This window comes from Cytobacillus sp. Hm23 (assembly GCF_051842895.1).
Taxonomy (GTDB): domain Bacteria; phylum Bacillota; class Bacilli; order Bacillales; family SM2101; genus Nanhaiella.
The window spans coordinates 14374-35451 of sequence record NZ_JBPXRQ010000030.1; the positions used below are offsets into that span (position 1 = coordinate 14374).

The following is a 21078-nucleotide window of genomic DNA, read 5'->3' on the forward strand; positions in this document are numbered from 1 at the left end:
AATGATATTCATGTAACGGTAATGCGTTTTTTAAACGGTGTAGTTTTTTATAGAGGGGGGGAAACTAGTAAACTTTGTGTTCACTTTAAAGTCTTGTAAATTAAATTTACGAAACATTTAGTAAGTTTAAACTCTTATGATTATTTCACTATATTCTATTAAACGGGGTGTGTTGAGTGAAATTTAAAAAAATATTATCTGTTTTGACAGCGGTTACAATTACTACGTCTATTGTGCTCCCATCTTTACCAGCTACAGCTGAAATTTCAGAAAATGATGTACCCGTTGGTGCAGGTGGATATTCTACAGTTGCCAAAGGGACGCAATTGTATGGGTGGGAACTTCACCCAAGAAGAACGCCACAGGATTTTGACTATTCGACGAGTAATTTAGATGGGAAGCCAATACCTACAAATGACTGGATTAGCTCAGTATTATGGTATCAATATTCAGGGGCATTATATGCACACCCTTTGTCATACCAAGCAACTCCAACTGGTTTTGAAATAAGTAACCCTCCTAAAACTGTTAATACATTATTGGATGGAGAAAATGAACTAGAAAGGGAGCATAGACCTGGACAAATAGATCTCGAGGTTCAAGCGACAACATTTTCTCCAGTAGATGCGCGAGCAGATAAACTTTCTGATTGGGCGGCTGACATTTTAATGGCAAGTCCAGACGGTAGTAAAAATATGAAAGCAACGATTGCTCATGGAAGTCCGTATGCATACTTCACATTTGAGGGTGGAGAGCCTAAAGTTGTTTTTAAAAATCCAACAACGATTTTAAAGCATGATAATGCATATTTACAGTTGTCCGTAGATAATAATGGTCAAACAAACTACTATGGGCTATATGCTCCAGCAGGTTCTACATGGACAGTTAATGGAACTGAAGTAGTTGCAGATTTACCAGATGGGAAAAATTACTTTACAGTTGCTGGCTTACCAGACGGTAGTGAAAATACGTTTAACTTCTATAAAGAGCGTGCTTTTGCGTTTATTACGGATACAAGAGTAGATTGGAATTATCATGAAGCAAGTAGTACGTTAACGACGGATTATACGATTACAACTACACCAATGGAAGGTGCCAATAGAGAGACAATTACAGCGTTATATCCACATCAATGGAGAAACAACCCTCTTATTCCAAACTCAGCGTATTTATACGAGTATGATTCAATTCGGGGAGATATGAAAGCGATTTCTGGAACGGCTTTTAGTACACAATACGTATACAATGGAATATTACCGACAATGCCAGAGCTTACAGATCCTGCTGATATTGCAAAATTAGAAGATTATGTAAGGCAATATTTTGATTATGGAATGTCTTTGAATCCAAATTTTGTTCAAGCTGGAGCAGATGGTGGTAATGGCGGCTATGATACGTATTGGATGGGGAAAAATTTAGGTCGTAATTCTAATATCATGCCAATTGCCGATCAACTAAACGATGAACATAAAAAGGGAGAATTTATTGACTCAATTAAATCAACACTAGAATGGTGGTTTACACCGACAAAATATAATGAAGCTGGGCAACCAATTGAAGACAATTATTTTTATTATGATGATCATTGGAAAACGTTAATTGGTTATAGTGCAAACTACTTTTCAGATACGGAATTAAATGACCACCATTTCCATTGGGGTTATTGGATTTATGCAGCAGCACAAGTTGCTCTACAGGAACCAAACACAGCAAACGCTTGGGATAGTAACTCGCAATGGGGAGGTATGGTTAATGAGTTAGTTGATGACATCGCTACAGTAGATCGGAATTCAACTGATTATCCATTTTTAAGAAATTTTGATCCATATGCCGGTCATTCTTGGGCAAATGGTATGGGGTTCATTGATGCAGATGATTGGAGGTACGGTGGGAACAACCATGAATCTTCATCTGAAGCGATGAATGCTTGGGCTTCGCTCATACTTTGGGGGGAAGCGACTGGAAATTCTGAAATAAGAGATGCTGGTATTTATATGTTCACAACTGAGCAGCAAGCTATTAATAATTACTGGTTTGACATTTATGGAGATGTATTTGAACCAGAGTTTTCAAATGATGATGCAGTAATGGTATGGGGAGGGAAATATAACCATACTACTTGGTGGACAGAGAACCCAATAGAAGCACATGGGATTCAGATGTTGCCGATTACACCTGCTTCACTATATCTAGGCACGGATCCAAATTATGTGAAGCGTAACTACGATAATACGTATGCAGAGTTTCCAAACTACTTACAGAAAAAAGCTCAATATGGTTGGCCTGGTCTAGATAATCCAGATACGTGGCAGGACATTTTAGTGTCATACTATGCATTGTATGATCCAGCGGAAGCGTTAGCAAAATGGAAGGATGAGGATTCAGAAGTAGACCCAGCGGTTGGAGTAGAGTTTGGCGAAACGAGGGCACATACGTATCATTGGATAAGATCTTTAGATGTGTATGGCTTACCAAACTTTGATATTACAGCGAATAGCCCATTATATTCTGTATTCTCCAAAGGTGGGAATAACACATACGTATCTTATAATGCATCAGATGTTGAGCAAACAGTAACATTCTCTGATTGCTTTGAATTAGTAGTTCCAGCTAACGAAATGGCTCAAGAAACTGCAGTTAGCCCAGGTGGTAGCTGCTCTGCAACACCTCCTGGAGGAAATATTGATCCTGACTTAGAAGCCCCTAGCAGACCAGAGAATTTACAGCTAGTTGAAAAAACTGCAAGCACTGTAGATCTAACTTGGACAGAGGCTACTGACGATATAGGTGTAATAGCATATGACGTTTATCAAGATGGGTCTGAAATTGCGAGCACTATTAATACGACATATCAGGTTACTGAGTTGACAGGAGATACTTCATATACATTTGAGGTTTTAGCTAGAGATGCAGCAGGTAATTTGTCTAATCCAAGTATTAGTTTAATCGTAACAACAGATCCTGCTATTGATGATAATGAAGCACCAACGGCGCCAACAAATGTGGACTCTACGAGTAAGAGTGAGACGACAGTTGATTTAACATGGACAGCTTCAACAGATAATATAGCGGTAGAAGACTACGATATATATCAAGATGGTGTATATGTTGGATCGACAGCAGCGACAGCGTATCAAGTAACTGGATTAACAGCAAATACAACCTATACATTTGAGATCATTGCAAAAGACGCAGTAGGGAATGAATCTGTAGCTAGTAATCAATTAATAATAACAACTGATGCAACACCAGGCAGTGGTGGGGATAATGAGATTGTTACAGATAATTATACGATTAATATAATTGATCAAGGAACAGATATCACTTTTAAGTTTACACCAACTGGTAATGTGTCAAATTTCGTTGATTTACATTACAAAATTAATAATGGTGCACAGCAAAACGTACGGATGGTCGAAAATGGTGTGACATGGGAATATACAATTCAAGGATTGAGCGAAGGTGATATAGTAGATCATTCATATACTTACACATTAGGTCAACCTGCATATGAGTCTGGAGAATACAGTTATGTTGTAGGAGCGGATACAGGAAGTTTACCAAATGATGAAGAATCACCAACCGCTCCTCAGAACCTTATTAGCACTGCACAAAGCGAAACGACAATTACAATTACTTGGGATGCTTCTTCTGATAATGTAGGAGTAGTAGGTTATGATATATACCAAGACGGAGTGTACGTTGACAATACAGCATTAACTACCTATCAAATGACAGGACTATTAGGAGACACGGCTTATTCTTTAGAAGTCATTGCAAAAGATGCTGCTGGCAATGAATCAGTTGGAAGTACTATAGATGTTACAACAGAGGCACCACCAATAGATGGTAATCCAGATAACGGAACAATTAGCCATGAAGATTTTACAATCGACATTGAAAACAATGGTGATAGTGCGACATTTCACTTTACACCAACAGGAGAAGATTCTAATTTTGTAGACTTACATTATACGATTAATGGTGGTGCACAGCAAAATGTAAGTACGACAAATATTGCTGGGACGTGGAAGTATACAATTAATGGCTTAACAACTGGTGATATCATTGAATTTTCCTACACATATACGATTGGGATGCCAGCAACTGACTCAGATTGGTATGAATATACACATTAATTGTTGTTTTCCTTGGGATCTGACCGTTATAAACCTTTTATACTGTGAAATAATGTAGATTAGATAAGAGTTGTAATTATTCAATATAGAAGTATGTTGTAGATCTTACATTTCTACGACATGCTTTTTGTTTTGTGGTAGGATAAGATGGCAAAACTTTATTAGCATAAGGATCATAAAAATTTGAAGATAGGATGACACGATGGCTGCTGAGATACGTTTAAAGGTAAAACCAAAATATATAAACAAATTTAAAAATGGTTATCCGCTTATTATGAAAGAAGCAATTGTCAATATCAATGATTTGAAAGAAGAGGGCACAATTGTTAAGGTTGTCGATGATCGAAACTCATTTATCGGAAGAGGTTATTATGGCAAACAAAACAAAGGATATGGCTGGATTTTAACCCGAAATAGTCGTGAACAGCTTAATCAACAGTTTTTTAAGGAAAAAATTAAAGTAGCGCTACATGCAAGAAGTCATTTTTTCGGTAATGAAGATACAACAGCATTTAGGGTTGTTAATGGGGAAGGTGACGGCTTAGGTGGTATAACAATTGACTATTTCGATGGCTACTATGTCATTAATTGGTATAGTGAAGGCATATATACATTTCGTGAATATGTCATTAAAGCGTTAAGCGAGCTTGTTGACTATAAAGCGATATACCAGAAAAAAAGGTTTGCAACAGACGGAAAATATATTGAAGAGGCTGGCTTTGTAACAGGTGAAAGAAGTAAGTTCCCAATTTTAGTAAAGGAAAATGGTGTTCATTTTGCTGTTTACTTAGATGATGGAGCGATGGTTGGTGTTTTTTTAGACCAAAGAGAAGTGAGGAAAACGATTAGAGATAAATATGTAGAAGGCAAATCAGTGTTAAATTTGTTCTCCTACACTGGTGCATTTTCGATCTTTGCGGCTTCTGGTGGTGCATCAAAAACGACGAGTGTTGATTTAGCTAATAGAAGCTTAAGTAAAACAATAGAACAATTTGAAGTGAATGGAATTAACTATAAAGACCACGACATCATCGTAGAGGATGTTTTTAAATACTTTAAGTATGCTGTGAAAAAGGAGAAAAAGTTTGATCTAGTCATACTAGACCCTCCTAGTTTTGCCAGATCAAAGAAATTTACTTTTAGCGCAGCGAAGGATTATACAGATTTAATAAAACAAGCTATTTTAATCACCGAACATAACGGGATTATCGTTGCTTCAACGAATTCAAGTGCCTTCAATATGAATAAATTTAAGAAATTTATTGAAATTGCTTTTAAAGAAATGGGGAGGCGTTACAAAATAATTGAACAATTTTCTCTCCCAGAAGACTTTAGAACGTTGAAAGAGTTTGAAGAAGGTAACTACTTGAAGGTAGTGTTTATTCAAATTACTGGTGAATAACAAAAGGGATGCCGAGGCACCCCTTCGCTTATGTGATATTTTCTCTGTTATATTCTTCTACATATTCATCGTAGTCTAATACTTCAATAGCATTCGACCAATGTAAAACAGTTCCAATAAAATCCCTGGCATTTCATATGTTTCATCCGTATTAACAGTTCCAGTGGCATTTTCAATAAATGTCACTTTTTATCCTCTATCAAAGGCAGCAATAGCCGTAAACATACAACAAAACTCAGTATTAAAGCCAGTTATATACACCTAAGTCATCTAATGTTTTGGAGAGTTCAGTATTGAAGATTGAGCTTGGCGTATGCTTCTCCAAACATAGTCAGCATAGTGATTTAATGAACCGTGTAGTTCAGCACCTTCAGAAAGTCGATATAACGGACTTTCTTTTGCATCATCTAAATGTCTCATAAATATGACAAGATGATTATTATCTTTGAAGTCTTGAATAACATTTTTCATCAATGACAGTTCTTTCTTAAAATTACCGAAGTTAACAATACCGTTTTGTACAGGGATCTTTTCTACATAAAATGATGTCTTTCAGACAAACATCTCTTCTAACTGAGTATTATTTAGTAACTAAGGTGACGAAAAGAGCTTTTTGTTTAAATTACTGTGCAACTTGTTGCTTTAATTTACCTTTTTGAGAAGCTGGCTCTTGTTGCTCTTTAATTTTTTTAATATCCATTCGGATAAGGAAAGAAGTAATTAACGCGATTGTTAAAAATGCTGCGAATATATAAAATGTAGCATTATAACTGTTTGTTGTATCTTTAATATATGAAACGAGCATTGGTCCAAACACGCCTGCCATAGACCAAGATGTTAATAAATACCCATGAATTGCACCTAATTGCTTTGTACCGAATAAGTCTCCAATAAATGCTGGTAAAGAGGCAAATCCTCCGCCATAAATGGTTAAAATAAGGAAAATTAATGTAACAAATATCGCCTGGCTTGAAACTGTTGGTAAGATTAAAAATGCTACGAGTTGAATTGAGAAAAATATCGTAAACACATTTGTTCTACCTACATAATCTGATGCAGTAGCCCAGCCGATACGTCCACCACCGTTAAAGAAGCCCATAATACCAACCATACTTGCAGCTGCTACAGCTGTCATACCTACTTTTTCTTGAGCCATTGGTGAAGCAACTGAAATGAGCATGATTCCTGAAGATATGTTAATAAACATCATTAACCATAACATCCAAAATCGTTTTGTTTTTACTGCCTCGTTAGCTGTAAGCTGAGCAAGGTCAGCTTTGATTTTTACTTTTCCTTTTTCTGACGCTTCCTTCATCCCAGCTGGTACCCATCCTTCTTCAGGTCGAGCTATATATAATGCTCCTGAAATCATGAGGATAAAATATGTGATGCCTAGAATGAAAAATGTTTGTGATAATCCAACGTTCTCAATTAAATAGTTCGCTACTGGGCTACAAATTAATGCACCTGCACCAAACCCCATAACTGCCATGCCGGTAGCTAAACCACGGCGATCTGGGAACCATTTAACTAATGTAGATACCGGTGCTATATAACCTATTCCCAATCCCATTCCACTAATTAATCCATACGTTAAATAGTAGCCATATAATGATTCAAGTTGAATAGCAAATCCAGTCCCTATAAGACCTGTTGAAAATAAAATGGCTGCAACGATAGCTGAAAAACGAGGGCCTTTCTTCTCAACTAGCTTGCCAAAAAATGCTGCAGATGTTCCTAAACAAAAGATAGCGATTGTAAATGCTAGGGCAGTTTCAGTACTGCTCCACCCTAATTCATCATGAATTGGTTTTTTATATACACTGTATGCGTATACAGAACCGATTGAAATATGGATGGCAATCGCTGATAAAGCAATTAACCAACGGTTTTTTTGTTTCATTCGAAACCTCTCCTTTTGTTATGTTAATTGTAAATGAATAAGTTAAGTTTGTGAAAACTATCACAAACTTAATGTAATTTAATTATACTGTGTAAAAAAACGATTGGTATAAAATTATTATGACGACTTTGTGAAACATTGAGCATGATAGCTATTACATTAGGTTTTGCACTAATTGTTGCTTTATCGACTGACAACCTATGCAAGTATACAGCTGGCATGCTTGGTATTTCTTCATTGTTAAAGATGACAAACGTATATAAGTAAGCAACAAAGTTTACTCATAGAGCTAATTACTTTTCTGTTAGAGGGTTATCATGATATGACATTTCAACCTATTATAAGTAGTATGGGGGATATGTTGGTAGGAACTTTTTTTGAGAAAAATAATATGATATAAACGAATGCCTATATAACATAATTCTTTGATTTTTTGTCCATTTTGCTTTAGCACTCTCAATTAAATGGAGGCGATCATTTGTATCCGCAATACCCATATTACGGGTTTAAGCAAGTAACACAACAGGTTCCTATTGCATTTCCGCCACAGCATCAAGAAGTTCATCCTGGGCTTGAATATGAAATGATACCGAGGCCAATTTCCGAAGATCCTCATTATCGAAGTGGCAATAAGCTACACAATAAAGTTGCTATCATCACAGGTGGAGATAGTGGAATTGGTAGAGCTACTGCCATAGCTTTTGCCAAAGAAGGTGCCAACATAACGATAGTTTACTTAAATGAACACCAGGATGCAGCTGAAACGAGGGAAAGGGTAGAGAGCTTAGGAGGAAAATGTTTAGTCATAAGTGCGGACTTACGTAAGGAAGAAACGTCACAGCAAGTAGTCAAGCAAACGATTGAAACGTTCGGAAAGTTAGATATTCTCATCAATAATGCTGCTGTTCAATACGTGCAATCAAGCATTCTTGATATATCATCTGAACAGCTTGAAAATACATTTCGAACGAATGTCTTTGCAATATTTTATATGACAAAAGCAGCACTTCCGTATTTAAAAAATGGAAGCTCAATCATTAATACGGCATCTATTACAGCCTTTCAAGGTCAAAAATTCTTAATTGATTATTCTGCTACGAAAGGGGCTGTCACTACTTTTACACGCTCGCTATCTTTATCATTAGTTGAACATGGAATTAGAGTAAATAATGTCGCTCCTGGCTACATTTGGACCCCGCTAATTCCTTCGAGCTTTTCGGCAGAGCAAGTAACACAATTTGGTTTAGAAACACCGATGAAACGTGCTGGGCAGCCCTTTGAGCTTGCACCAGCCTTTGTATATTTAGCTTCTGATGATTCTAGATATGTGACAGGGCAAACAATACATGTAAATGGGGGAGTGATTTTAAACACATAGCTGCTATATTGTTGGTCAAGGATCGTTATTGGAAAGAGAAGGTCAGCCTTCATATAGCAAAGAGGGGCTTGACCTTTTGTATGTTCTAACAGGCAGATTAATAGAAAATTAGATATAATAAAAACACTATAGTTTTTTTGGGGGGGGAGTAAAAATAAGAGTCTTAGAGGTTCTCATGTTACTATTTGTTTTATTAACAATAGTAGCTATCATATTTAAAAGCTTTGGGAATATGAAAATAGCAAAATTAATACCTTTTCTAGCAATACTTGCGTTTATTCCACATGTGTTATTTGAAGGAATAAGATGGCAGCTTTATCCTGTTTACATTATTATTTTGTTTCAATTTTTAATTACAATATTATTTCGAGTAGGATTATTAAAGAAGCGAAGGTTGGAAAATGACAAAAGACTGATACGAATGAGTATGCCTATTGTCATAAGCGGATTCCTATTAACAGTGTTATTTTCCTATGCATTCCCTGTATACAAAATTCCTACACCATCAGGACCACATGAAATTGGTACGATATCATTTGACTTAATAGATGATAGTCGGGAGGCTATTTATAGTGAAGATATAACCAACAATAGAAAGATAAAGCTACAAGTTTGGTATCCTGCACAAAATGTAGGTTCGTATGAGCAAGTCCCGTGGCTACAGGACGGTAAAATAGTGGCCGAGGGTGTCTCGAAATTAATGGGATTTCCGGACTTTGTTCTTAGTCACACGTCTTTAGTGAAGTCGAATTCCTACCTTAATGCCCCTATTAGTGATGAAAAGGAACAATACCCAGTCATTATTCTGTCCCATGGCTGGACAGGATTCAGAAATGTTCATACAGATGTTGCAGAACTATTAGCGAGTAATGGGTTTGTTGTAGTAGCAATTGATCATACGTACGGGTCAGCTGTCACTGCTTTTAATGATGGTGAAGTAGCTTATGTTAATGATGGAGCATTACCAGATCGTGAAGAAACTCCTAACTTTTTAACTTATGCTAATACGTTAGTAAAAACATTTGCAGGAGATATTCAAGCTACACTTGATCAGTTAGAAATGATGAACACAGAGCAAAATAGTTCTCCTTTGAAAGGTAAATTAGATTTAGCCAATATTGGTGTGATCGGTCACTCTACTGGGGGAGGGGCTGCTGTAGCGACTGCACTACATGATAAACGAATAAAGGCGTTAATTGGATTGGATGCATGGGTTGAACCTATAGAAGAACAAGAGTTGGATAGCGGATTACAAATTCCATCTCTGTTTTTAAGAAGTCATGAATGGGAGCAAGGCTATAATAATGAGCATTTGTATTTATTGTTAAACAGTAGTATGGCTCCTGAGTTATATCAAATTAACAATACAGGTCATCAAGATTTCTCTATGATTTATATGTATTCACCATTAAGCAAGTATTTTAACATAACAGGAAAGCTCGACGGGAGAGAGGGTGCCAGCATTCAACACGACTTTATTCTTACCTTTTTTGAAAAAAATATTTATCGTCAAGTAACTAGCACAATCGCAGATGTGGCAAAGCAATATGAGGATGTACAAATCATAACTTCATATCGTAACGAATAACCTCTGTTAATTAATTTAGCTATTATTCCAAAGACTGTTTTCGCATTGGTTGTTTTTCGTACAAAATTATAGTTTCGTAGCATCATTTCTTCTATATTATGATGATAATCACAAAAGGCTTCTTTTTTACTGTGGTAATTTTGTATAAATAACAACAAAGTTTACGAAATAAATATTCATTTTTGACCTAGGTATACATATAGTGAAGGTGACAAAAACGAGGTATTTGTGTAGTTGGGATAATGTGATAAGAGTCTTTTCTAACCTTGTGGTGGAGAAGACTCTTATTCGTTCCTTTAAAATGTGGTTAGTTTTTCTTCTTCTTTATAAAAGTTAGTATGAAAACTGAAATAATAATTAGTATGCCGAGTGCAACATAGTTAATGTTACTCAATGGGCTGTCAAGATTAACCTGGTCAAGATTATCTGCTGTTGTAGGCTGTTGTATACTATTTAAAGTCGCAATATCGTCTTGCGCAGATCCCATTGATTTTGTTGGACTGCAAATGGATGATACAAGTTTGTTATCTGCATCCAAGTGTGCATACACTAAATAGTCTTGTTGTAATGAAAAGTTAATACCACAGCTTGCTGAGTCTATTGCTGTAAAAACCTTCACTTGTGATTGTTCAATGCCCTTCCAGCTACTAGTTACTTCGAACAATACCTCGACATCGGAAAAATGAGATTGGAGAAATGATTTACTTTTAGAAACATTGATGACTTTTCCTGAAAATATGGCGCCATACTGATCGTAGGCTTCTTCAACTGGGGGTGATGGGACACAAGAGCAGGCATAAGCTTTTGTATATAACATTGGTGTTAATAACATAAAAGCTAGTAACGTTGTGAGACATAGTCTAACGTATTTCATCAACTACCCTCCCCTCAAACTTTAAGTACTATTCACATATATTTGACGATTAAACGAATCAATTTGTTACAAAGGATGCTCTGTTTGGGCGCGCCTTTCTTAATTACATCTTGCAATAGAACATATTAGAGTTGAGATAAATGTCAATGATGCTATATGAATCCATTTTATGAGGATAAATATGTCGAATTGAATAAAACTAATGCTAATAAACGAAATTATGATAGAGAGATGGAGATTGGGGCTGAGTAGTTATGAAAAATGTTGAATGTGATTTTTCACCTATGAAACAACAGTTGAAGGCAGATATGAAGCAGGTAATAACTAACTTAGAGGAAAGTTTAAAGTCAATTGATGATGATAAAAAATGTTTGTTAGGAGAGTTAGAAGATATTAAAAAAAGTTTTGTACAGATTGAAATGAACGCAGCATCATTTTATTTAAATTGTTATTTATCCTCTTATACTGATAAATATGAAGATATTTCACTTAGTATTCAACATATGTCGGACCGTCGACATGGCGGCTTAATTGTTGTACAGCGCCAAGATCCTCTTAGTTCGTTTATTCAATCTAATATACCAATTGAGGCTCAACTGACCTCCTCGTTATTAGAATCTATTTTCTTTCCAGGAAATCCACTTCATGACGGTGCTGTAATTATTCATGGAAATCAAATTGTTTCGGCAGCCAATGTTCTCCCGCTTTCAAATCACTATATAGGCAAAAGCAAATTAGGGACACGCCATAGGGCAGCGCTTGGTTTAACGGAGAGGTGTGATGCGTTAGTTTTAATTGTTTCTGAAGAATCAGGGAACATATCATTTACTATTGGAGGACATCTCTATCCTATCGCTAATGCGAAATCACTGTAGCAGGATATTGCTTTTATTTGTTATTATTATGATTTAATTTACACCTATCATCTCTTAAAATGAAGAGTAGGGATACGATGCTACGAATAACGATGAAATTGAAAAAAATTAGCGAAAAATATATGGCTCTTTTAGTAAAATTTTCAGCATTTTTATTAATAATGGAAAATATGGTGAGTTTTATTAGAGCTTAATAAGGAAAGATACCCAGGTCACTATATGTATACGTGCTTATATTTTGGAACGTATAACAACAATCAATGCGAAAATAGCCAATATAAAGACCCCAGCTCAAGAAGAAACTGGGGTTTTAAAAATGTGTCTTTACATTTAGCCGTGCTCTTTTACACCTTCATTAGCAGTAATTGTTGTTTGTTCCCTGTCAAACTTAGGTAATGTAACCGCGTAATAAATTCCTACTACTAAGACACAAATACCAACGAGCCAATATAAACCTTCAACGGTAATAATTGCTGGGAAAGTTACAGCAATAACACCCAAAGTAATCGTTTGAGAAAACATCATTAATGGGTCAATCCAGCCCTGCACCCTTCCCATCATCTTTGGATCTACAATTTTAGGAAGCCAACCACCCATTGCTATATTAATCATTGGTATATTTAAGGCTACAATGAACATAATTGAGAAAAACAGTACAAGGTTTGTTGCATATGCTGCCATGACAATAAATAAACCACCAAATAACAATCCAAAGATCATCATCTGATATAGCTTGAATTTTTGCGCTGCAATGGAGGCGACGACACTTCCAATTAAAACCCCAACGCCAAATACAATTCCTGAGATTACGGCCATTTCTTCGTACGTGTCAGGTGCTAATTTATATTTAAGTATAAATACTTGCATAACGGAAAAGCCACCATTAATGATCCCAAAGATGAGAAAGCCAATTACTAAGGAAACTAGTAGTCGATTCCCAAAAATATAGCGTAAGCCTGAATTGAAGTCTTTAACAATCATTTTAATTTGCAAGTCTTTAATCGTATGCTTTCCATTAGGTAATCGTACTGATTCTGGAATATTACATGTGTGAAGAAGTATTGCACTTATGATGAACGATATACAGTCAACGATAATTGCACCTTCAATTCCTACTGTCCAATAAGCTATAGCTCCAAGTCCATTTCCAAATAACATAAATAAGCTACCGAGCATTTGATTTAATCCAGCAGCCGTTGTATATTCATCCTCTTGTAAAATTCCTTGAATAATAGCCGTTTCTGCAGGTATAAAGAATTTTGATACAGCACTTCTTAAAAATAGTATTGAAAAAATAAGTGGCATCCACCCCACCCATATTGAAGCCAGGAAAAAAACTGATAATATAGCTCGAATCCAATCACTGTATATGGCTATTTTTTTCCGATCCATGCGATCAGCTAATACACCAACGAAAAAAAATACTACTAATGTTGGAAGAGAATACATCATTTCATTGATTGTGGCATAGGCAGGTTGATTTGAGAAGCGATCTAATAAGTAAAATAGAAAAGCTGTCAAACCAATTACCGAACCCATTTGAGAAGTAAGGTGTGCAAAAAACACTTTCGTATAATTACGGTTTTTAAAAACGGCAAAAGTCTTTTTCATTTTTTTCTCCTTATCGTTTTTTCTTTAGGATCAGTATATTTGATAAAAGGACGTATTGTAACAGTCTGTTGATTGGTTGTAGCTCAGTCCCTAGACCGAGACGGTGAGAAACAAATAAAAGGCTCTTATTAAGTAGAAAAGAAGCCAAAAGCGTTAAATGTATATGTGTTTATATTCTTATTGTGAACTCTATGTAAAAGGTAAAGTATGAATAGTGTTTTTCCTAAAATAAGGATATCATGTTGTAACTTATACATGGAAGTATAACATGAAGACTTGGAGATGATTGAGCTATAAATTGAAATATTTACTAACATATTAGTAGATTTAATAAGGTAACGGATCTAGTAAATTTGGTTTATGATCAGAAAATGAGTTGGTATGAAACTTTTATCTTCTTAGAAGTCTGTTAAAACGAAAGTGTTTCGCTAAACCATGTATTACTAAACTAATCAAATGTTTTGAAAAACAGTAAGATAATGCAAAAAAAGTAGGTCTTTTTATCTGTATGTATGCTAGTCCAGTGTTACAATTCTGTTACAATAAATACATGTATATTCCTATTGTAGTAGTAATTTTTCTCGTTTATTCTAAACATATCCCCATTACGAAACAGGGATAAATTTATTCGAAAAGGAGAAAAAGTATGAAAAAGTTGCTTACAATTGCTTCAGTAACACTCCTTACAGGTTCTTTATTTTCCCCATCTACGAAAGCGTTTTCAGGGGAAGTTAATGCTGGTGCGGGAAGCTATTCGACCGTCAAGCCTAGTAATGTATCTGATGTACAAGAAACGATTTATAAGACTTCAAACATAACTGGAGCGATGCCAACAAATGATTGGTGGAGCTCAACTGCATGGGTGCAATATTCTGACGCGCAATATCCTCATCCGTTAGCCATGATTAATGAATCAGCTGGACTTCGAATCTATAACCCTAGCAATAATATAGAAGGCTTAGGAGGATTTACGAAAGGTTGGATGAATGATATAGATGATTTTGTTCTTGGGCATTCTGGAACAAGCTCATTTGGAGATACGAAAGTTGATGGTTTTAGTGATTGGTTTGTCACGAATGAATCCAAAAGTGGATCAAACGTTTTAAACGTTACGTATGGTCATGGTTCACCGTTTGTTTATGCGACCTATGAAGGGGGCGACCCGAAAATTACACTCCCTTCTATTCCGCCAACCGTTTGGTATGGTGATGCAAATAGTAATGTGCTAGGAATTACAACTGAAAAAGGTAGTCATTATGCCCTATTTGGTCCAACTGGTTCAACGTGGTCAGGTTTAGACACAAAGACGTTAACAAATCATCTAAATGGTAAGAATTACTTTTCTATAGCTGTTTTACCTGATAATTCTTTAGAAACTTTAAAGAAATTTGAACAGTATGCATACTCTCATGTTGTAGATACAAAGGTTGACTGGTCTTATAATGAGTCAACAAGTGAGGTAGAAACAACGTACAACTTTGTAACAGAGGCAAAAGAAGGTTCTAATGAGGGGACGATATTCGCTTTATACCCACACCAATGGAAAAATACAAATCAACCATTGTTAGACTATACATTTGATTCAGTTCGTGGGACGATGAAGGTTGCAGAAGGTAGTTCATTCAAGACAACAATGGCTTTTAATGGTGTATTACCATCATTACCTGATCTAGGGACATATGATAAGGCAACATTAGCAAGTTATATAGATGAGGCACAAACTGAAGTTGACTCGTCAACTGATACGTATTGGTATGGTAAACGTTTAGGTGAACTTGCAACACTTGCGCCAATTGCTGAGCAAGTTGGTGATACAGATGCTGCTAATCAATTCCGCCAAGAAATGAAAACTGGCTTAGAGGATTGGTTAACAGCAAGTGATCAAAGTGGCAATTTAAACAACGAGCGCCTATTTTATTACAATGATAATTGGGGTACGCTGTTAGGATATCCAGACAGTTTTGGGTCAGTTGAAGAAATGAATGATCACCATTTCCATTACGGATATTTTATTAAAGCTGCTGCAGAAATAGCACGTGTTGATAAAAACTGGGCTAGTAATAGCCAGTGGGGACAAATGATCGAGCTGTTAATTAGAGATATTGCAAACGCGGATCGCAATGATGAAACGTTTCCATTTTTAAGAAATTTTGATATGTATGCGGGGCATACTTGGGCTTCTGGTCATGCTAAATTCTTTGATGGTAACAACAATGAATCATCATCAGAAGCGATGAATGCTTGGGCTGGTCTCATTCTTTGGGGAGAAGCTACAGACAATAAGGAATTACGTGATTTAGGTATTTACTTATTTACGACTGAAATGAATGCCATTAATGAATATTGGTTTGATGTTACAGGAGAAAATCATGACCCAGGATTTACTAGAGAAACAGCTAGTATGGTTTGGGGAGGAAAAACTGTCGGTGATGCAGTATGGTGGACGAATAATCCAGAGGAAGTTCACGGTATTAACTGGCTACCTATTACAGGAGCTTCATTATATTTGACACAATATCCAGAATATACGAAACGAAATTACGATGCACTAGTAGCTGAAAATGGCGGCGAAGATTGGAATGTTTGGGAAGATCTTATTTGGATGTATCGTGCCATTGAGAACCCTGATGATGCAATAAGACAGTTTAATGCTAGAGAGGATATATTTGAACCAGAGGCTGGAAATTCTAAGGCAAATACGTATCACTGGATTCACAATTTAAATGCATTAGGAAATGCAGACCCTACCATTACAGCAGATTATCCAATCTATGCAGTCTTTACGAAAGGTAATGTAAAAACGTATGTCGTTTATAATATGACAGATTCAGTAAAAACAGTGACATTCTCAGATGGAGCGACAGTAACTGTGGAACCACATCAATTTAATGTTGGTAACGGAACAGGAACTACAGATCCAGGGGATAACCCAGGGGACGATCCAGTTATTAATGCTTTTGACCAAATTGAAGCAGAGCAATTCACTTCAATGAGTGGCATTGAAACTGAGCAGACGACTGATGTAGGGGGCGGCTTAAACGTAGGTTGGATTGATAATGGAGACTATCTAGTATTTAATCGTGTTGATTTTGGGAATGGTGCTACTGGTGTAGAAGCAAGGGTAGCTACAGAATCAACTGGAGGAACGATTGAATTAAGGCTTGATAGTGTAGATGGAGAGTTAATAGGTACAGTAGGCATTACACCTACAGGTGGATGGCAAAACTGGGTAACAAACACTGATGTTATTACAAATGCTACAGGTATCCATGACTTATATGTAGTATTCAAAGGTGAAACTGATGCAGGAATAGGTAACTTAAATTGGTTGACATTCACTAATGATCCTGTTGATCCTACTGATCCTGTTGATGATAGTAATGTCATTACCGCAGATGATTATACAATTGAAATGATTAATGATGGGCAAAATGCTAAGTTTATTTTTACACCTAACGCAGGATCATCTGCATTTGTAGATTTCCATTACAAGGTTAATGATGAGGTACAACAAAATGTAAGAGCCGTGAAAAACGGAGAAAATTGGGAGTACACTGTTAGTGGATTACAAGCAGGAGACTCAATCAACTTCTTTTATACGTACGAAAAAAGCCAATTAGCGTATGATTCTCCTTGGTATGAGTATACACATTAAAAAATAATATTTTCTTGAAGGGGGGATCAGTCAAATTTAGACTGATCCCCCTTTCTAATAGCAAAAAGTTAACATACGCATCATTTTATTGGATGAAATACTTACTTAATTAATCAAGCTGCTTCCATTTTTTCTTCAATATTGGTCTTGTATAGTTTTGCATCGTATCGATTAACGTTTCAGCATTCGCTGATTTAATCATTAAGTCTAAATGTGAGTCATTAGAAAACCCTTCCTGAACACTGTGCTTGACCATTTCGACTAATGGATCAAAATAGCCGTTTACATTATATAAACCTATAGGTTTTTCGTGTATACCTATTTGCGCCCAGCATAGAACTTCAAATAATTCTTCAAAAGTACCGAGTCCACCTGGTAATGCGATATATCCGTCAGCTAGTTCTCCCATTTTTGCTTTTCGTTCATGCATGCTATCTACTTCAATGAACTCTGTTAATTGTTGATGCACCATCTCACCTCTGAATAAACCAGATGGCATAATTCCAACAACTTCTCCCCCATGGGATAATGCTGCATTTGCAACCTCACCCATTAAGCCGATTTTAGAGCCACCATATATAAGTCTGTAGCCATTTTGGCCTATTATTTTACCTAAAGTTTGTGCCTTTTGTAAATATTCATCACTTCCACCAACATTCGAACCTGCAAATACACAAATCGATTTCATTTTTTCAACTCCAACTCCAAAATAGAAACTATTGTAATTCTACTATACTACATCTAAATAATATTTGTTTGGAATGAATAAGTATAAAATTCTAAACATACTATTGGAAATAAGATGAAAAATGCCTTTTATAGCCAGTATGTTGTCGTATGAAGGTATACAGCCAAAGAGTAGGACAAGCGTAGCGGTAAGTGGTTGATAGAAAAAAATAAAAATTGAGGAGAGGTACAATGAGAAAGCGTTATATTGTATTAATGTTGCTTTTAGTAGTGATATTTTCTACAGCTTGTGGAACGAACGAAACTACCAACAGCAGTGGTGTAGATCATAATTTTGACTTAGTGGAAAAAGGAAAACTAACGTGGGCTAGTAGCGGCTTGTATAAACCTTTTAACTACTCAGAAAATGGAGAATTAAAAGGATTTGATGTTGAGATTGGTTATGTGCTAGCAGAAAAGCTTGGACTTGAGCCAAATCCTGTTACAACACCATGGGAAACAATATTGCAAGGTTTAAAAGGAGAAAAATTTGACATTATTTTAGGAAGTATGGCTATTACAGATGATCGATTAAAACAAGTTAACTTTACAGACCCATATTATTATTCTGGTGGTACAGTTTTTGTGTCAGTAGACAATAATGAAATTAAATCAGCGGATGATTTAATAGGGAAGCGTATAGGGGTAGTGGCACAAAGCACATATGATGAAGCTGCTCAGCAGTATACTGATGATATAAAGTATTATAACAGTGACGTTACAGCGCTCAATGATTTAACAGTGAAAGGTCGTCTTGATGCGGTTATTACTGATTCAATCGTTGGCTTTGAAGCTCAAGCAGCAGGTTTAACTATTAAAGAGGCTGGAGACCGGTTGTGGGTGGAACGCATCGGTATTGCGGTTCGTAAAGATGACGAAGAATTGTTGGAAGCTTTAAATGAAGTGTTAGAAGAAATTGTTGTGGACGGAACGTATGTAGACATTTCAAATGATTTTTTTGGTACGAATCTATTAGATGTCAATCTTGAAGGAGTTGAAATATATAAATAATAGTAGATTTATGATGTGGAAAGGGGATGTGGACAATCGATATTATTGATATGTTTCTAAGAACATTTTCGGGATTTATTGAAGCTAGCTGGATGACTATACGTTTAACAGTCGTTGGTCTTACACTAGGCTCATTGCTAGGTATCGTTTTTGCTTTCTTTAAAATCTCTCAATCTAAGATATTGCAAACAATTGCTTCAATATATATTACACTTATTCGAGGCACCCCTTTAATTGTGCAAATCTCTTTTTTATATTTTGGTATCTCTTCACTTATTGTTTTATCAGGATTTTGGGCAGGGTCAATCGCACTAGCTATTCATAATGGTGCGTATATAGCTGAAATATTTCGGGGAGCCATTCAAAGCATTGATAAAGGGCAACGCGAAGCAAGTAGCTCTTTAGGGATGACAAGAACGCAAAGTATGTATCGAATTATTTTTCCTCAAGCATTTAAGCGATCGATACCACCACTTGGAAATCAATTTATTATTTGTCTAAAAGATTCCTCACTAGTATATGTCATTGGAGTTGCTGAGATCTATTCTTTAGCAAATATGGAGGCAGCACAATCATTCCAACAGTTTGAAGCATTCTTTGTTGCCGGGTTGTATTATTTAGTGTTAGTTATGATTTTTACTTATTTATTACATGTTGTCGAAAACAAAGTCGACGTTGAAAAAGTGAGGTGAATGATAAACAATGCTAATGGCCAAAAATGTGTATAAATCATTTGGTGATCTTCAAGTGTTGCAAGGTATTGATCTATACATTAAGCCTCAAGAGGTAGTAGTTTTAGTTGGAATTAGTGGTTCTGGAAAAAGTACATTACTTAGGTGTTTTAATTTCTTGGAGACAATTGATAGTGGAGAAATATTAATTGATAATAAGAAAATATTTCCCGAAAAAGACAATTTGTCTAAGGTGAGAGAGAAGGTAGGGATGGTTTTTCAGCATTTTAATTTATTTCCACATAAAACAGTTATCGAAAATATTATTGAAGCACCTATAATTGTAAAAAAAGTTGATAAAAGCGAAGCTATACAAGAAGGTTTAGCGTTGTTAGAAAAAGTTGGACTACAGGACAAAGCCCATGCGTATCCTCACATGCTTTCAGGTGGTCAAAAGCAACGTGTCGCAATTGCAAGGTCACTTGCTATGAAACCAAAGGCAATGTTGTTTGATGAGCCCACTTCTGCACTCGATCCTGAGCTCGTGGGAGAAGTACTCCAAGTAATAAAAAACCTTGCCAAAGAAGGAATGACAATGGTGATTGTAACCCATGAAATGAATTTTGCACGAGACGTAGCAGACAGAATTGTTATGCTACACGAAGGAACAATAATTGAGGCGGCTGATCCAAAAGATTTCTTTGAAAATCCAACACATGAGCGCACGAAGCAATTTTTAAAGCTTGTAAATAGATAATGACCATACTACAAGGGTTATCCCTTGTAGTATTTTAATTTGAAGGACTAATATTTTCATGATATTGCATAACAACTGTTACGGTAAATTATGTTACGTAGATGTGAGAGTGTCATATTTGTTAAGAAGCTGTTAATGTTTTTCTTAAAGCTCGGATCATTAACTTTGTGCTATGGACAGCACATAGAGCAGCACGAGGGGTTTTTAAAACGAAGAAATGGTGTTGGGAGGCTAGTTTTTCGGGCTTTTTTCAATGCGAAAGTATCCTCAAGAAAAAACATGAAAGAACCTACGCCATATAATCTCTTGTATGAAAAAGACTATTTCTTACCAATATATATATTGTCAGGTATATGTCAATAAGAACGTCGTTGTCGGTCGCAACTATGTTGCAATTTTACTATCTATTGGAGTAATGAGAGGCTTTATTCAAGCCGCATTACTGAATATTGTAAAAAAGATGAAATGCATAATAAACTGAGTTTTTT

Annotated in this window: 13 protein-coding genes and 1 pseudogene; 9 read left to right on the top strand and 5 right to left on the bottom strand. The window is 35.9% G+C overall.

The genetic code is table 11. From position 1 onward, the window contains the following. Nucleotides 1-176 precede the first annotated feature (176 nt). A complete protein-coding gene (locus ACSVDA_RS17255) occupies nucleotides 177-4139 on the top strand; it encodes a glycosyl hydrolase (protein ID WP_485884679.1) in 3963 nt (1320 codons plus the stop codon). A 202-nt stretch (nucleotides 4140-4341) separates the two neighbouring features. Continuing rightward, nucleotides 4342-5541 carry a class I SAM-dependent rRNA methyltransferase gene (locus ACSVDA_RS17260; RefSeq protein ID WP_485884681.1) on the top strand — a complete coding sequence of 400 codons (1200 nt, stop codon included), beginning with the start codon at nucleotides 4342-4344 and terminating at the stop codon, nucleotides 5539-5541. Between the two features lie 28 nt (nucleotides 5542-5569). Here the strand turns inward: ACSVDA_RS17260 and ACSVDA_RS17265 are convergent. Further along, nucleotides 5570-6012, bottom strand: a pseudogene (locus tag ACSVDA_RS17265) (isochorismatase family protein). A gap of 151 nt (nucleotides 6013-6163) precedes the next feature. Beyond that, nucleotides 6164-7444 carry an L-lactate MFS transporter gene (locus ACSVDA_RS17270; protein ID WP_485884683.1) on the bottom strand — a complete coding sequence of 427 codons (1281 nt, stop codon included), beginning with the start codon at nucleotides 7442-7444 and terminating at the stop codon, nucleotides 6164-6166. Between the two features lie 478 nt (nucleotides 7445-7922). Between ACSVDA_RS17270 and ACSVDA_RS17275 the strand changes: the two genes are divergently transcribed. Both ACSVDA_RS17275 and ACSVDA_RS17280 read left to right on the top strand, forming a co-directional pair. Beyond that, nucleotides 7923-8822, top strand: a complete 900-nt coding sequence (locus ACSVDA_RS17275; protein WP_485884685.1) for an SDR family oxidoreductase — start codon at nucleotides 7923-7925, stop codon at nucleotides 8820-8822. 175 nt (nucleotides 8823-8997) lie between these two features. Continuing rightward, the gene (locus ACSVDA_RS17280) at nucleotides 8998-10410 is read left to right on the top strand and encodes an alpha/beta fold hydrolase (protein ID WP_485884687.1); all 1413 of its coding nucleotides are present in this window, start codon (nucleotides 8998-9000) and stop codon (nucleotides 10408-10410) included. A gap of 307 nt (nucleotides 10411-10717) precedes the next feature. On the opposite strand, the gene ACSVDA_RS17285 is transcribed toward ACSVDA_RS17280, so the two are convergent. Then, a complete protein-coding gene (locus tag ACSVDA_RS17285; RefSeq protein ID WP_485884689.1) occupies nucleotides 10718-11284 on the bottom strand; it encodes a hypothetical protein in 567 nt (188 codons plus the stop codon). 254 nt (nucleotides 11285-11538) lie between these two features. Here ACSVDA_RS17285 and cdaS point away from each other — a divergent pair, with 254 nt between their 5' ends. After that, complete coding sequence (gene cdaS, locus ACSVDA_RS17290) at nucleotides 11539-12159, top strand: sporulation-specific diadenylate cyclase CdaS (RefSeq protein ID WP_485884691.1); 621 nt, start codon at nucleotides 11539-11541, stop codon at nucleotides 12157-12159. Between the two features lie 330 nt (nucleotides 12160-12489). On the opposite strand, the gene ACSVDA_RS17295 is transcribed toward cdaS, so the two are convergent. Next, nucleotides 12490-13770, bottom strand: a complete 1281-nt coding sequence (locus ACSVDA_RS17295) for an MFS transporter (RefSeq protein WP_485884693.1) — start codon at nucleotides 13768-13770, stop codon at nucleotides 12490-12492. A gap of 646 nt (nucleotides 13771-14416) precedes the next feature. Here ACSVDA_RS17295 and ACSVDA_RS17300 point away from each other — a divergent pair. Continuing rightward, a complete protein-coding gene (locus ACSVDA_RS17300) occupies nucleotides 14417-17425 on the top strand; it encodes a glycosyl hydrolase (protein ID WP_485884695.1) in 3009 nt (1002 codons plus the stop codon). 109 nt (nucleotides 17426-17534) lie between these two features. Here ACSVDA_RS17300 and ACSVDA_RS17305 read toward each other — a convergent pair whose 3' ends face one another. Further along, the gene (locus ACSVDA_RS17305) at nucleotides 17535-18113 is read right to left on the bottom strand and encodes an LOG family protein (protein ID WP_485884697.1); all 579 of its coding nucleotides are present in this window, start codon (nucleotides 18111-18113) and stop codon (nucleotides 17535-17537) included. Between the two features lie 230 nt (nucleotides 18114-18343). On the opposite strand from ACSVDA_RS17305, the gene ACSVDA_RS17310 reads away from it, so the two are divergent. Genes ACSVDA_RS17310 through ACSVDA_RS17320 form a run of 3 tightly spaced genes read left to right on the top strand, consistent with a single transcriptional unit; the run spans nucleotide 18344 to nucleotide 20590 of the window. Continuing rightward, nucleotides 18344-19162 (top strand): transporter substrate-binding domain-containing protein, encoded by an 819-nt coding sequence (locus tag ACSVDA_RS17310; RefSeq protein ID WP_485884699.1) that lies wholly within the window; start codon nucleotides 18344-18346, stop codon nucleotides 19160-19162. A 26-nt stretch (nucleotides 19163-19188) separates the two neighbouring features. Beyond that, nucleotides 19189-19854, top strand: a complete 666-nt coding sequence (locus ACSVDA_RS17315; RefSeq protein ID WP_485884701.1) for an amino acid ABC transporter permease — start codon at nucleotides 19189-19191, stop codon at nucleotides 19852-19854. A gap of 10 nt (nucleotides 19855-19864) precedes the next feature. Next, the gene (locus tag ACSVDA_RS17320; RefSeq protein ID WP_485884703.1) at nucleotides 19865-20590 is read left to right on the top strand and encodes an amino acid ABC transporter ATP-binding protein; all 726 of its coding nucleotides are present in this window, start codon (nucleotides 19865-19867) and stop codon (nucleotides 20588-20590) included. Nucleotides 20591-21078: the final 488 nt, after the last annotated feature.